The organism is Pantoea endophytica, assembly GCF_002858935.1.
GTDB lineage: Bacteria > Pseudomonadota > Gammaproteobacteria > Enterobacterales > Enterobacteriaceae > Pantoea > Pantoea leporis.
Map to the genome: position 1 here is coordinate 1 of NZ_PJRT01000027.1, position 14,713 is coordinate 14,713.

General features: G+C 54.2%; 13 protein-coding genes. 3 read left to right on the forward strand and 10 right to left on the reverse strand.

Annotated features, from left to right (window positions below):
- Positions 1 to 181: 181 nt before the first annotated feature.
- From sanA to metG, 6 genes are all read right to left on the reverse strand, one after another.
- Positions 182 to 901, reverse strand: coding sequence for an outer membrane permeability protein SanA (gene sanA / locus PZBJ_RS16180; RefSeq protein ID WP_008104952.1), 720 nt, complete (start codon positions 899 to 901; stop codon positions 182 to 184).
- A 134-nt stretch (positions 902 to 1,035) separates the two neighbouring features.
- Positions 1,036 to 2,733, reverse strand: coding sequence for an NAD-dependent malic enzyme (locus tag PZBJ_RS16185; RefSeq protein WP_101763321.1), 1,698 nt, complete (start codon positions 2,731 to 2,733; stop codon positions 1,036 to 1,038).
- 160 nt (positions 2,734 to 2,893) lie between these two features.
- On the reverse strand, positions 2,894 to 3,790 hold the full coding sequence (cdd, locus tag PZBJ_RS16190) for a cytidine deaminase (RefSeq protein ID WP_101763322.1): 897 nt from the start codon (positions 3,788 to 3,790) through the stop codon (positions 2,894 to 2,896).
- Between the two features lie 124 nt (positions 3,791 to 3,914).
- Positions 3,915 to 4,607 carry a CidB/LrgB family autolysis modulator gene (locus PZBJ_RS16195; protein WP_101763323.1) on the reverse strand — a complete coding sequence of 231 codons (693 nt, stop codon included), beginning with the start codon at positions 4,605 to 4,607 and terminating at the stop codon, positions 3,915 to 3,917.
- Positions 4,600 to 4,983: a CidA/LrgA family protein gene (locus tag PZBJ_RS16200; RefSeq protein WP_101763324.1), complete on the reverse strand. Its 384-nt coding sequence runs from the start codon at positions 4,981 to 4,983 to the stop codon at positions 4,600 to 4,602. The genes PZBJ_RS16195 and PZBJ_RS16200 overlap by 8 nt, the downstream gene beginning before the upstream one ends.
- 170 nt (positions 4,984 to 5,153) lie before the next feature.
- On the reverse strand, positions 5,154 to 7,187 hold the full coding sequence (metG, locus tag PZBJ_RS16205) for a methionine--tRNA ligase (RefSeq protein ID WP_101763325.1): 2,034 nt from the start codon (positions 7,185 to 7,187) through the stop codon (positions 5,154 to 5,156).
- Between the two features lie 161 nt (positions 7,188 to 7,348).
- Between metG and apbC the strand changes: the two genes are divergently transcribed.
- Positions 7,349 to 8,461, forward strand: coding sequence for an iron-sulfur cluster carrier protein ApbC (gene apbC, locus PZBJ_RS16210; protein WP_101763326.1), 1,113 nt, complete (start codon positions 7,349 to 7,351; stop codon positions 8,459 to 8,461).
- On the opposite strand, the gene PZBJ_RS16215 is transcribed toward apbC, so the two are convergent.
- Entirely contained in the window at positions 8,458 to 8,910 is a 453-nt protein-coding gene (locus PZBJ_RS16215) for a GNAT family N-acetyltransferase (RefSeq protein WP_101763327.1), read from the reverse strand. The two genes, apbC and PZBJ_RS16215, sit on opposite strands and share 4 nt — an antisense overlap.
- 226 nt (positions 8,911 to 9,136) lie before the next feature.
- Between PZBJ_RS16215 and ahpC the strand changes: the two genes are divergently transcribed.
- A complete protein-coding gene (ahpC, locus tag PZBJ_RS16220; RefSeq protein ID WP_101763328.1) occupies positions 9,137 to 9,700 on the forward strand; it encodes an alkyl hydroperoxide reductase subunit C in 564 nt (187 codons plus the stop codon).
- Positions 9,701 to 9,767: 67 nt separating this feature from the next.
- Positions 9,768 to 11,336, forward strand: a complete 1,569-nt coding sequence (ahpF, locus tag PZBJ_RS16225) for an alkyl hydroperoxide reductase subunit F (protein ID WP_101763329.1) — start codon at positions 9,768 to 9,770, stop codon at positions 11,334 to 11,336.
- 70 nt (positions 11,337 to 11,406) lie between these two features.
- Here ahpF and PZBJ_RS16230 read toward each other — a convergent pair whose 3' ends face one another.
- The 3 genes from PZBJ_RS16230 to galE all read right to left on the reverse strand — a co-directional run bounded on the left by PZBJ_RS16230 (position 11,407) and on the right by galE (position 14,692).
- Positions 11,407 to 11,610, reverse strand: coding sequence for a hypothetical protein (locus PZBJ_RS16230; protein ID WP_101763330.1), 204 nt, complete (start codon positions 11,608 to 11,610; stop codon positions 11,407 to 11,409).
- Between the two features lie 185 nt (positions 11,611 to 11,795).
- Positions 11,796 to 13,661, reverse strand: coding sequence for a GNAT family N-acetyltransferase (locus PZBJ_RS16235; protein ID WP_101763331.1), 1,866 nt, complete (start codon positions 13,659 to 13,661; stop codon positions 11,796 to 11,798).
- The gene (galE, locus tag PZBJ_RS16240) at positions 13,661 to 14,692 is read right to left on the reverse strand and encodes a UDP-glucose 4-epimerase GalE (protein ID WP_101763332.1); all 1,032 of its coding nucleotides are present in this window, start codon (positions 14,690 to 14,692) and stop codon (positions 13,661 to 13,663) included. Before galE ends, PZBJ_RS16235 begins: the two co-directional genes overlap by 1 nt.
- Between the last annotated feature and the right edge of the window lie 21 nt (positions 14,693 to 14,713).

The window sequence follows — 14,713 nt, forward strand, 5'->3', positions numbered from 1 at the left end:
AGACGGGTGCTACGAGGTATGGTGGTACAGCACAAAAGTGGGGGTGATCGACCTGAAGAAAAAGTCGATCACCATGGGTAAAGGATGTTAAAAAGTGTTCACCATGTCCCCGAACACCTGTCTACCATGTCCCCGGACTGTACACCCGCTCGCGGGAGAGGCCAAAGTGAGGGAGCAAACGTCACTTCTGCAGTTTCTCTTCTAACTCCAAAAGCTGCTCCGGCGTCACCGCCGGATAACTCTGCGCATCTTCCGGCACTTCATGCACCGCAGGAATCGGCACTAATGGGCCAAGGAAGCGCGGCTCGCGCTTCATCAAATACAAATCCGCCAGCGCACCCAAACGCGCACCCACTTCGCGGAAACGCACCGACAACATATTCTTCGGCGACGGCACCGCATAGCACTGCGCCTGAATGCCCAAATGCTGCGCGATATACAGCGCTCGCTCGCAGTGGAAGCGCTGAGTAATGATGATGAAATCGTTGGTATCGAACACTTTACGCGTGCGCACAATCGAATCCAGCGTGCGGAAGCCAGCGTAATCCAGCACGATGTCCGACGGCGCGACGCCCGCTTTGATCAAATCGCGGCGCATAGTCATCGGTTCGTTATAGCTTTGCTGCGCATTATCACCGCTCAGCAGCAGGTAATTGACCTTGCCGCTGTTATAGGCGTTCAACGCGCCCTGGATGCGATAGAGGTAATACTGATTGATCACGCCGGTGCGGTAGTACTTCGCCGTGCCCAAGACCACGCCGACCTGACGATGTGGCAACGAGGTGACATCTTCGTATATAAAGGGCGCGGTTTTCCAGCTGATCCAGCGATCCAGGCCGAGCGCGGTCGCCACCATCAGTAAGATGATGAAAAACAGACCAAAGAAAACGCGTTTAATCATGCGCGCGGGCACTCGGTTGGCAGAATTCAGAATGGATAAAGGCTACTTGAGGCGGGCGGGGGAAGCAAGTAAACGCCCGTTGGCTGACGTTTTTTTAAACGTTGCCGGATCTAAATGATCCGGCAACGAATTTATCAGATCGAAGTACGGCGATAGTTACGATACTGCGGCAGCCAGAAGTTGTTGCTGACGGCTTTCGACAATACATCTTCCGACGTCACCACCGCCACGCCCGCCAGCTGCGCGGCTTTACCCACCTCAATGGCAATCAGCTTGGAAACGCCCTGAATGTCTTTGATCTCCGGCAGAACCGGACCTTCGCCATCGTTAACCAGCGGCGAGCAGTCGGCCAATGCGCGACTGGCGGTCATCAGCATCGAATCCGTCACGCGACTGGCGCCCGCGGCGATAACCCCCAAACCGATGCCAGGGAAGATATAGGAGTTATTGCACTGGGCGATGGGATAGGTTTTCCCCTTCCAGGTGACCGGCGAGAACGGGCTGCCGGTGGCAACCAGCGCGGCGCCGTCAGTCCAGGCGATGATGTCGGCTGGCGTCGCTTCAACGCGTGAAGTCGGGTTCGACAGCGGCATAACAATCGGACGCTTGGTGTGCTTGTGCATCTCGCGAATGATCTCTTCGGTGAACAGGCCTGGTTGGCCAGACACGCCGATCAGAATATCCGGCTTGGCGTTGCGTACCACGTCGAGCAGAGAAATGGAGTCGCTGCTGGTGTCCCAATCTTTCAGGCTGTCACTCTTCTGCACCAGCTTGCTCTGGAAATTGAGCAGGTTCGGCAGCTTGTCGGTGAGCAAACCGAAGCGATCGACCATCATCACGCGGCCACGCGCTTCATCATCGCTCAATCCTTCCGACTTCATCTGCGCGATGATCTGCTCGGCAATACCGCAACCGGCAGAACCGGCACCGAGGAACACCACTTTCTGCTCGCACAGGCGGCTGCCCGCAGCGCGGCTGGCGGCGATCAGGGTGCCGACGGTAACTGCGGCGGTGCCCTGAATATCGTCGTTGAAGCAGCAGATCTCATCGCGATAGCGCTCCAGCAGCGGCATGGCGTTTTTCTGCGCGAAGTCTTCGAACTGCAACAGCACGTTCGGCCAGCGACGATTCACCGCCTGAATAAACTCATTGACGAACTCTTCGTACTCTTCGCCGGTAATACGCGGATGACGCCAGCCCATATAGAGCGGATCGTTCAGCAGCTGCTGGTTGTTGGTTCCGACATCCAGCACCACCGGCAAGGTATAAGCCGGACTGATGCCGCCACACGCGGTATACAGCGACAGTTTACCGATTGGGATGCCCATGCCGCCGATACCCAAATCGCCGAGGCCGAGAATACGTTCGCCATCAGTCACCACGATCACTTTGACATTCTGCTTGGTGGCGTTCTGCAGCATGTCTTCAATGCGGTCGCGATTGTTATAAGAGATGAATACGCCACGCGCGCGACGGTAGATTTCAGAGAAGTGTTCACAGGCGGCGCCGACCGTTGGGGTGTAGATAATCGGCATCATCTCTTCGAGATGATTGTCGAGCAGGCGGTAGAACAGGGTTTCGTTGGTGTCCTGGATATTGCGCAGATAGACATGCTTGTCGTTGTTGTTTTTAAAATCCAGGAACTGGCGCCAGGCACGTTCCGCCTGCTCTTCGATGGTTTCTACCGCTTCGGGTAGCAGACCGTTGAGGTTAAATTCGTTACGTTCTTCGAGGGTGAAGGCGCTGCCTTTATTCAACAGCGGAAATTCCAGCAGGATCGGACCCGCATAAGGAATATACAGCGGGCGTTTACTTTCGTAGTCGAGTTCCATGCAGTGCTTGCTCCGGTTGCAGTGTTTTCTGACGTATCGCCGGGAAAAGGTAACGCCAGTCCATCTTGAAGTGAAGAGGTTCTGGCGCCCGATCCTATGAAAATTCCTGCAGATGTACAGCTTTTGTTAACAGGAGGTCACAAAAGCGGTAAAAGGATCACTAAACTGATGTTTTCGAAACTAAAGTAAGTGAGAAATCCTCACATCCTAACGCCTTAAGCGTCGCGCGGGTCGCATCAAGCTGACTCAGCGTGCTGTCCTGACATTCCGCCAAAACCGCTTGCTGAATTGTCTCCAGCGCTTCGTTGCTCATGTTCATCAAAATCAGTGCAGCCTGCAGCGGCGGCAAGCTGGGGTTGAAGGCGGCGTTTTCCGCATAGCGACCGGTAAAGACCTTGCCGCTCTGGCTGCGCAGCGCCACGCCGCTGTAGCTTTTGCTATAAGGCGCGTGACTGTGATTGGCGGCGGTAATGGCAGCCTGTTGCAATGCATCGCCTGCAACCGCAAAACCATGATCGACCGGCGTTAGAAGACGTTCGGTGATATTCAGATCGGCAGGGCCAAACGCATCCGGCAGATAGTCGCCCAGCGTGCTAACCGCGCGTCCCGGCAGGCTGATGCGAATCGCCGTGCCGCTGTTCAGCTCGTTCATAAACTGACGGCAATGTCCGCACGGCGTGTAGTTGACGGTAATCGCCGCCAGCTTCTCTTCACCGCGCAGCCAGGCGTGCGTAATCGCGCTCTGCTCGGCGTGCACCGTCTGCTGCAGCGGGGTATGCAGGAACTCCATGTTGGCGCCGAAGTACCAATGGCCGCTGACGCCGCGGGAAATCGCGCCGACATTAAAATGAGACACAGTTGCCACGGCGCAGCTCGCCGCCAGCGGCAGCAGTTCCAGCGCCAGCGCATCATCATCCAGACCGGTAAGCTGTTTCAGTTGCGCGACATCCTGCGGACGTAATACGCCATGGAAATCCGGCGCACCCAGCAGCGGCTGAATCGCAGCTTGCAGCGCAGTGGGCAGGGCAGAAAAAGCAGTTAGGAATCGTGAATGCATGATGGGATGACCTCAGTTACGCGTTAGCGGCGATGCGCCGCCTGACGTTTTATATGTGATCCAAGTCGCTCTGACAATGCAAGCTGATTGGGTTGTTTCAACTTTGCGAGATCTCTCGCAAGTTTTAGCCCCACCAATGCATTAATAGCGGAAAAAGCAGCGGCGCCAGTAACGAAGTGATGATGCCGCAAATCACCAGCGCAAGGGAGCTGAACGCGCCTTCCTGATAATCGATCTCGGCTGCGCGCGCGGTACCTAACGCGTGCGATGCGTTACCAATTGCTAACCCGCGCGAGGATTTGTTTTTCACCTTAAACAGATTGAGCAGCATATGGCCAAACACCGCACCCAGCACGCCGGCGATAAGCACGCAGATGGCGCTGATGGCAGGAATACCGTGCAGCGATGCGGAGACCGCCATCGCAATTGGCGTGGTGACAGATTTCGGCATGATGGTGGCGGCGATTTCCGGCGTTGCGCCCATCCACAGCGCAATCGCGGTGCCCGATACCATTGCCGTGATGCTGCCGATGAAGCAGACGCTGATGATGGTTTTCCAGCGCGCGCGAATCTGATGCATCTGCTCATACAGCGGCAACGCCAGCGCTACGACTGCCGGTTGCAGCAACTGATTGAGCAGGCTGCTGCCGGCAAAATAGCGCGTGTATGGCAGGTGAGTCAGCAGCAGAATCGGGATGACAATCGCCATCGCCACTAACAATGGATTGACGATGGAGATATTGATTTTCGCCGCCAGTTTACGCGCCAGGAAATAGGCGATCACCGTCAGCGGCAGCGACCACCATGCATCACTCATTCGGCTTCTCCTGCGGGCGCTGCAGGCGCTCTGCGCTGAGCCCGACAATCAGCAGCACTATAAAAGTACTGACAATGCATGACACCACAATCGGCCCAAACTGCGCGGTGAGGATATCGGTATAGCCCATTACACCAACGCTAATCGGCACAAACAGCAGTGCCATATAGCGAATCAGTAAATGGCATCCGGGTTTCACCCACTCAACCGGCATGATTTGCAGACCCAGCAGCAGGAATAGCAGCAGCATGCCGATGATGCTGCCGGGAATGGTTATTGGGAGCAGGGCAGAAATCCCCATTCCAGCGTAAAGCGCCGCATAGATGATGACGAAGGCGCGCACATAGCGCCAACAAGCAGTGAGAACGGCAGGCATGTCAGGCTCCTGTTTTCGTAGCGCTTTATCATACGCATTAAGCGATTAGCGTGCTAGCGATCACAGTACTGTCTGACCTGGTCGCCATAAATGGCGACCCTACAAAAAACGCGTCAATCCTTTGTAGGATCAACAGGTACAAAAAAGCCGCCCTGAGGCGGCTTGTTAGCTTACTTAACCGGCATGCCCGGTACTGCGCCGCTATCAACCGACAGCACAAACAGGTCTTTGCCGCCTGGACCCGCTGACAGCACCATACCTTCGGAAATACCGAAGCGCATTTTACGCGGCGCGAGGTTGGCGACGATGATGGTCATCTTGCCGACCAGCACCGACGGATCCGGATACGCAGCGCGAATGCCAGAGAAAATCTGACGCTTCTCGCCCCCCAAATCCAGCTCCAGACGCAGCAGCTTGTCAGAACCCTCAACCAGCTCCGCTTTCTCTATCAGCGCCACGCGCATATCGACCTTGGCAAAATCATCAATGGTGATGGTGTCGCCAATCGGCGCATCAGCCAGCGGACCGGTTGCTGCAGGCTTATTCGCCGCCGCCGCATCTTCTTTCGAGGCCTCAATCAGCGCGTCGACTTTGGTCATTTCGATACGGCCATACAGCGCTTTGAACGGCGCCACTTCATGATCCAGCAACGGTTGGGCAATTGCATCCCAGCTCAGTTCGCTCTGCAGGAAGGCTTCGGCACGCTCGCTCAAAGATGGCAGCACTGGCTTCAGCCAGGTCATCAAGACGCGGAACAGGTTTATGCCCATGGAGCAAATCGCCTGCAGGTCGGCATCGCGGCCTTCTTGCTTTGCTACCACCCAAGGTGCCTGCTCATCGACATAGCGGTTGGCCAGATCGGCCAGCGCCATGATTTCACGGATCGCGCGGTTATATTCGCGGCTGGCCCAGGCTTCGCCAATCTTCTCTGAGGCCGCCACAAAGGTCTGATACAGCGCGGGATCGGCCAGTTCACTCGCCAGCTTGCCGCCAAAGCGTTTGGTCAGGAAGCCGGCATTACGTGACGCCAGGTTCACCACTTTGTTCACCACGTCTGCGTTCACGCGCTGCACGAAATCTTCCAAATTCAGGTCGATGTCGTCGATGCGTGAAGAGAGCTTGGCTGCGTAGTAATAGCGCAGGCTATCGGCATCCAGATGCTGCAACCAGGTGCTGGCTTTAATAAAGGTGCCGCGCGATTTAGACATCTTCGCGCCGTTCACCGTCACATAACCGTGTACGAACAGGTTGGTTGGCTTGCGGAAGTTGCTGCCTTCCAGCATCGCTGGCCAGAACAGGCTGTGGAAATAGACGATGTCTTTACCGATGAAGTGATACAGCTCAGTAGCGGAATCTTTCTTCCAGAACTCGTCGAAATCGATATCGCCGCGTTTGTCGCACAGGTTTTTGAATGAACCCATGTAACCGATTGGCGCATCCAGCCAGACGTAGAAGTATTTGCCCGGCGCGCCAGGGATTTCGAAGCCGAAGTAAGGTGCATCGCGGGAGATATCCCACTGCTGCAAGCCAGACTCGAACCACTCTTGCATCTTGTTAGCCACCTGCTCTTGCAGTGCGCCTGAACGCGTCCACGCCTGCAGCATCGCGCTGAAAGAGGGCAGATCAAAGAAGAAGTGCTCGGAATCGCGCAGCACCGGCGTCGCGCCAGAGACCACTGATTTCGGGTCGATCAGCTCGGTTGGGCTGTAGGTCGCGCTACACACTTCGCAGTTGTCGCCATATTGATCCGGTGACTTACATTTCGGGCAGGTGCCTTTGACGAAACGGTCCGGCAGGAACATGCCTTTCTCAGGATCGTACAGCTGCGAAATGGTGCGGTTCTTGATGAAGCCGTTCTCTTTCAGACGACCATAAATCAGCTCGGACAGCTGACGGTTTTCGTCACCGTGCGTCGAGTGATAGTTGTCGTAGCTAATATTGAAGCCAGCAAAATCCGTTTCGTGCTCCTGCTTCATCTCCGCGATCATCTGCTCCGGCGCGATGCCAAGCTGCTGAGCTTTCAGCATGATCGGCGTGCCGTGAGCGTCGTCTGCACAGATGAAGTGAACCTGGTTGCCACGCATTCGCTGGTAACGGACCCAAATGTCAGCCTGAATGTGTTCAAGCATGTGACCGAGATGGATTGAACCGTTTGCGTACGGCAGTGCGCACGTTACCAGAATTTTTTTAGCGACTTGAGTCATGTTTGCGTAGCGTTCCGTTGAAGAAAAATCGGTGTTAGATGTTAACCGAAGCACCCTCTGGCGTAAACACAGCTGGACATCCACGTCACTTTTAGCGCCTATCTGATATTATTGAACAGACACCGCCGCAATCTGGCGTGATGAATAAACAAGGAGAGGGGATGACTTCACAATCCCAGCAACATCATTCACCTGAGGCGCTGCGAGCATTGGTTATCGGCGTGCTAAGTGACTTTGAACATCCGACGCTGCAACATAACCTGACCACGCTGAAAGCCCTGCGCCATGTCGCGCTGCTGGATGACAAGCTGCATATCGAGCTGGTGATGCCGTTCGCGTGGGCCAGCGCTTTTGAAGAGCTGAAAGCGCAAACCAGCGCCGAACTGCTGCGCCTGACGGACGCCAGCGCCATTGACTGGCGACTGCGCCACGACATCGCTACGCTGAAGCGGGTGAAAAACCATCCGGGCGCAACCGGTGTGAAGAACATCATCGCCGTGAGTTCTGGCAAAGGTGGCGTGGGCAAATCCAGCACCGCTGTGAACATGGCGCTGGCGCTGATCGCTGAAGGGGCGCGCGTGGGGATTCTCGATGCGGATATTTACGGTCCGTCGATCCCTAACATGCTCGGCACCGAAAATCAGCGTCCCACCTCGCCGGATGGCACGCACATGGCACCGATTATGGCGCACGGCCTGGCAACCAATTCGATTGGTTATCTGGTCACCGACGACAACGCCATGGTGTGGCGCGGTCCAATGGCCAGCAAAGCCCTGATGCAGTTGCTCAACGAAACCCTGTGGCCGGATCTCGATTATCTGATCCTCGATATGCCGCCAGGTACCGGCGATATTCAGCTGACGCTGGCGCAAAACGTGCCGGTGACCGGCGCGCTGGTGGTCACCACGCCGCAGGACATCGCCTTGATTGACGCGCGTAAAGGGATGGTGATGTTTGAGAAAGTCAGCGTGCCGGTGTTGGGCGTGATCGAGAATATGAGTATGCACATCTGTAGCCAATGCGGACATCACGAGCCGATTTTCGGCACCGGCGGTGCGCAGAAGCTGGTGGAAGATTACAGCACCCGTTTGCTGGCCCAGTTGCCGCTGCACATTACGCTGCGTGAAGATCTGGATGATGGCGAACCGACCGTGGTGCGCCGTCCGGAAAGTGATTTCACCGCGCTCTACCGCCAGCTGGCGGGTCGCGTTGCGGCGCAGCTCTATTGGCAGGGAGAAATTATCCCTGGCGATATCGCGTTCCGCGCCGTTTAACGGCGTCCATTTCCGCTGGTGCGCGTCGCCAGCGGAAAATGCATCAGCACATATTTTCCCTGCTCGCTCTCGCCAACCGCTTCGCGCCGCCAGCCGTGTTTGAGATAGAAATCCATCGCCGCCTGATTCTGTTGCAGGCATTTCAAGGCGCCCGTCGAGCTAAATCGCGATTGCACTTTTTCTAACAGCGCGCTGCCCACGCCTTTTCCCTGCGCATCGGGGTCGACATACAGGCTATGCAGGAAGTTGTCATTATCCAGCACCGCCGCAAACCCTACGCGATGCCCATTCAGTTCAGCGACCAGCACGGTTTCGCCCAAAATCACCGCATCGAAATCTTCTAACTGCCAATCATCGCCATCCAGCCACGTCCAGTTATGGCGTCGCGCGGCAAGATACAGCGTGCGCAGAAAAGGCCGATCGGCTTCGTCAAAAAAACGTATATGCACCCATTTGCTCCGTCAGTTAGGTATTTGAATAAAAGTAGCAGTTTCACCGCAAAAAGATAAAGCCTGACAGAACCGCGCCCTTTTTGTGTAGAATGCCTCCGCGAGCCGCATGAAATCAGGTGTCGGCGCTTTGATAGCTTTTGGTTATCTGATTGATAACGTCTGCATATTAGAAGTTGGCCCGAAAATTCTGTAGCCTGCATCACATCTTTTAACGGAGGTCACCATGTCCATCATTAATACCAAGATCAAACCATTTAAAAATGCAGCGTTCAAAAACGGCGAATTCATCGAAGTCACCGAGAAAGACGTTGAAGGTAAATGGAGTGTTTTCTTCTTCTACCCGGCTGACTTCACCTTCGTATGCCCAACCGAACTGGGTGACGTTGCAGACCATCACGAAGAGTTCCAGAAACTGGGTGTAGATATCTACTCTGTTTCTACTGACACGCACTTTACTCACAAAGCCTGGCACGGTTCTTCTGACACCATCGCGAAAATCAAATACGCAATGATCGGTGACCCAACTGGCGCGCTGACCCGTAACTTCGAAATCATGCGCGAAGACGAAGGTCTGGCAGACCGCGGTACCTTCATCGTTGACCCGCAAGGCATCATCCAGGCGATCGAAATCACTGCAGAAGGCATTGGCCGTGACGCATCTGACCTGATTCGTAAAGTGAAAGCCGCTCAGTACGTTGCTTCTCACCCAGGTGAAGTTTGCCCGGCAAAATGGAAAGAAGGCGAAGCAACTCTGGCTCCATCACTGGACCTGGTTGGCAAAATCTAAGTTAGCTGCCATTCGATCTTTCTCTATCGGGTGCTACGGCACCCGATTTTCATGACAGGAACTCACTATGCTCGACACCAATTTAAAATCCCAACTCAAGGCTTACCTTGAGAAACTAACGAAACCGGTTGAGTTAATTGCCACATTGGATGATGGCGCCAAATCGGCAGAGATTCGCTCTCTGTTGGCCGATATCGCGGGCTTGTCAGACAAAGTCAGCTTCCGCGAAGAGAACGATCGTCCGGTGCGTAAACCCTCTTTCCTGATCACTAACCCAGGCAGCCAGAGCGGTCCGCGTTTTGCCGGTTCGCCAATGGGTCACGAATTTACTTCACTGGTTTTAGCCCTGCTGCAAACCGGTGGACACCCTTCGAAAGAAGCGCAGAGCCTGCTGGATCAGGTTGTGGCTTTAGAAGGCGACTTCCACTTCGAAACTTATTATTCCCTGTCGTGCCACAACTGTCCTGACGTGGTACAGGCGCTGAACCTGATGGCGGTGCTGAACCCGCGTATCAGCCATACCGCGATTGACGGCGGTATGTTCCAGAACGAAATCACCGAGCGCAACGTGATGGGCGTGCCAGCGGTATTCCTCAACGGCAAAGAGTTCGGTCAGGGCCGTCTGAGCCTGGCGGAAATCGTCGGTAAAGTGGACACCAACGCCGACAAGCGCGCGGCGGAAGAGCTGAACAAACGTGATGCCTACGAAGTATTGATCGTCGGCAGCGGCCCGGCGGGCGCAGCAGCGGCCATCTACTCGGCACGTAAAGGCATCCGTACTGGCCTGATGGGCGAGCGTTTCGGTGGTCAGGTGCTGGACACCGTAGACATTGAAAACTACATCTCCGTACCGAAAACCGAAGGCGCGAAGCTGGCCGGTTCTCTGCGTGCCCACGTTGATGATTACGATGTTGATGTGATTGATACCCAGAGCGCCATCAAGCTGATTCCTGCGGCGAAAGAGGGCGGTCTGCACGCAATTGAAACCGCATCTGGCGCAGTACTGAAATCCCGCAGCATCATCATTGCTACCGGCGCACGCTGGCGCAACATGGGCGTACCGGGCGAAGAGCAGTATCGCACCAAGGGCGTAACTTATTGTCCGCACTGCGACGGCCCGCTGTTTAAAGGCAAACGCACCGCGGTGATCGGCGGCGGTAACTCAGGCGTTGAAGCGGCAATCGATTTGGCCGGTATTGTTGAGCACGTGACGCTGCTGGAATTTGCCAGCGAAATGCGCGCCGACAAAGTGCTGCAGGACAAACTGCGCAGCCTGAAAAACGTCGATGTGATTCTGAACGCACAGACCACCGAAGTGAAAGGCGACGGCAGCAAAGTCACCAGCCTGACCTACATTGACCGTAACAACCAGAGCAGCCACGAAATCGCGCTGAGCGGCATCTTCGTGCAGATTGGTTTGCTGCCGAACACCACCTTCCTGGAAGGTGCGGTTGAGCGCAACAAGATGGGCGAAATCATCATTGATGCCAAGTGCGAAACCAGCCTGAAAGGCGTGTTTGCCGCAGGCGACTGCACCACGGTGCCGTACAAGCAAATCATCATCGCCAGCGGTGAAGGCGCGAAAGCCTCACTCAGCGCCTTTGATTATCTGATTCGCACCAAACCGGCTGAATAAGTTTTGCGATAGCCACGCAATAGCCCTGCAACGCATGTTGCGGGGCTTTTTTTATTTGAAAAAACAATGATTAGCCTAACCAGCGTATGGCTTGCGCATCGCTAATATCGCGGTAATAGATTTTATGCAGCCGTTCGCCACAGCCTTTACATTGTGCTTCAACATGAGTTGAGAAGTAGGCTCGCCCGGTGGGAGAAATAGCGCCTTTGCGGGAAATACGGATGTTATGCCATTTGTGTGCATGCGGAATAAAGCTGAAGAATTTTAATTTCATTATCGCTACCGGAATGGAGTGGGCGGTGTTTATCTTCAAATCCGGAGCGCAATTAGGCCCGTTTTCTGGCGTAATAAATTTGATAAGTATCAAGGTGATTAAAACTTTGCTTATTTCACCGCGCTTCTGTTGCTTCCGGTGCGAATAAAAATAGATTCGCACCGGATTATTTGATCGCGGAAGGATTACAGCATTAGCGCCATAAACACGATTTCATCACTAAACCGTGCAACCTCCTGTTTCATTCTGCTCACCACCTTAAAACCTTTCTTGCGATAGATCATAGCTGCCGGGTTCGATTGCCAGACGCATAAGGTGATGCGGCGCATTTTTTGCTGTTTGGCTTGATCCTTAAGCTTTGACAAAATTTGATTGAAATAGCCTTTTCCCTGTTCCTCTGGCTGCAGCGCCACGCTGCAAATGAAGAAATCGTCCGGCTGGCGATGCTGATTCACGAAACTGTCGTAAGCCACATCCAGTGGAAAAACCTCCTGACGATAGCCATATTGCACCTTGATGTGATCGTAATCCTGAATCGGCGCAGCGTTAACGAAACCCACCATTTTTCCCTGCGGATTATAAATCACGGCAATCTGTTGCAGGAAAGGCTGGATATTTTGCCGCAGCTGTAGGGTGGTTATATCAGTGGCATAAATATTATCGACCGAGCAGTATTCCAGATAGCTGGTGGTGAAAATTAATTTCGCCATCGCGAGCTGTTCTTGCTTGTCTGTAATACTTCCCGGTTTGAAGATCAGTGGCGACGCTTTCTGACCATCAATCGGCTGCCAGAAATCACCTGCTTTAATATTCTTTGCGGTAAGCGCAATTAAAAAATCGCTGAATAATGCATTCACTTTATCCAGTTGCGGATCCTGAGAGAGCACGCCGTAATAGTGATAATAGGGAATTTCAGCGCGCAGCTGCGGCGCATAAGCAATTTGCAGGATATCGCATTCAGAAAGCAAAGGTACCAGTTCACCCAACTGCAGAGGATCGCTTAATTGCCAGTCGCGTTGTGCTAGCTGAGTAATCGTATGCTGATAATGCTGCTGCTCTTCACCACTCAGCGGGCGACGTTCACCGCTGAGAATATCCTCCGTCAGGCGCATGCCTTTAATCCCGCTCACGCGATGCTGCTGAACATCAAAACCCCATACGGCAAACCGGCTGAAATCCTGATGGCTGAGCTGCGTGACCTGCAATTGCTCGCACCATAACTGGTAAAAAGGTTCGAAGATGGCGCGTTCGCTTTCCGGCGTTTTTGCTGGAATTGGCTGAGGCCAGCCGCGATACACCGCACAGAGCCGCCGTTGTAAGTTCTGCAACACCGGATTGTTTTGATGACTGATGATCATGCCGGTTTCATCGGTGAAGAGATTCAGCCAATTTATTTGCTGCTGTTCTGCCGTAAAATCAGGCAGTTCAGGATGACAGAGAAACAGCGTCGCAGGCTGAGCGGGAAGTGTATCGGCATCCATATAAACGCCGCCGCACCGATTGAGAATCGCCAGGCGGAAGAAGTCAGAGAGCGTAGCGTAATAGCGCTTATCATGCAGTTGCTGCAGCACATCGATCAGGGCGCCATCAAATGACTGCATCAGTGCGCTCAGGCTGTTGACCTGCACCAGCGCATCAGGCAGAAACAGCGTGCCAGCATGAAAGGGGCTGTTTCCCTGCTGAGCGACGAAGCGATCCTCTGCCGCCAGCTGCTGTGCATTCCACACCCATAGCGTTTGCCGGAAATCACTGCGACTGGCTTCTATCGCGCGTTGCCATTGGGCAATGGTGCGGTTGACGTTGAGTGGTGATGCTCCGCCGAGCCAGACGCGATGGAGCGTGCATTCATTACCTGTCAGTCGGCTGGTGGGCACCGCGAACATCGAAGAGAGTTCCGCAACGCACACCTCGTGCGGCTGATGTTCCACTTGCCACTGTTTAAACTGCCGTAACGCTTGTTGCCAGTCTGCTGTCGCGGGATAGGTAAAGCGCTTTTTAAGCGCGGCGAGTTGGCGTTCGTAGTGAGGTAAAAACGTTTCGCGCGTCATCATCAGATTTCGCTCCCGGCTGGTTGAGCAACATAGCCTTGCGGATTCTGCGTATGCCAGCGCCATGCGTCGCGCAGCATGTCTTCGAGGCCGCGAGTTGCTTGCCAGCCCAGTTCTTTTTTTGCCTGACCGGGATCGGATAAGCAGATGGCGACATCGCCGGGACGACGCGGGCGCATATCGAGCGGCACGCTTCGGCCGCTCACCTGTTCAAACATCTGCACGATTTCCAGCACCGAGTAGCCTTGTCCGGTACCCAGGTTGTAATGGCGATAGCCCGGTTTGAGATGATTTAGCGCCTGAATATGACCTTCGGCTAAATCCATCACGTGGATGTAGTCGCGCACGCCGGTGCCGTCGGGCGTTGCATAGTCATCACCAAATACCGGCAGATGGCTTCTTAGTCCATTGGCAACCTGAAACAGATAGGGCAGCAAATTGTTGGGAATCCCTTCAGGATGTTCACCAATCTGGCCGGAGGGATGCGCGCCGGCGGGATTGAAATAACGCAGTGCGGTAATGGCTAACTCTGGTTGTGCATCAACCACTTCACCCATGATCTTCTCCACCATATATTTGGAGGCGCCATAAGGGTTGGTGGTATTGCCGGTATCACAGTTCTCACACAGCGGAATCTTTACCGGAATGCCATAAACCGTGGCGGATGAGCTGAAAATAAGTTTTTTCACCTGATGCTGCTTCATGGTTTCCAGCAGCATTAGCGTTCCGGCAATATTGTTTTGATAATACTTCACCGGTTTATGCAGCGATTCATTTACCGATTTCAGCCCAGCCATATGAATAACCGCATCAATCGGTTGATGGCTAAATACCAGATTTAGATCGGCGCGGCGGCGAATATCGCCCTGATGAAACGTCATTTTCTTTCCGCTTAACGCTTCGACACGCGTTAAGGCCAGCGGTGAGCTATTACACAAATTATCCAGCACGATCACACGATGGTTTTTCTGCAGCAGGCTAAGGGCAATGTGTGAGCCAATATAGCCCGCACCGCCAGTAATTAAGACATTCATTTACGTACACTCCATGTGTTT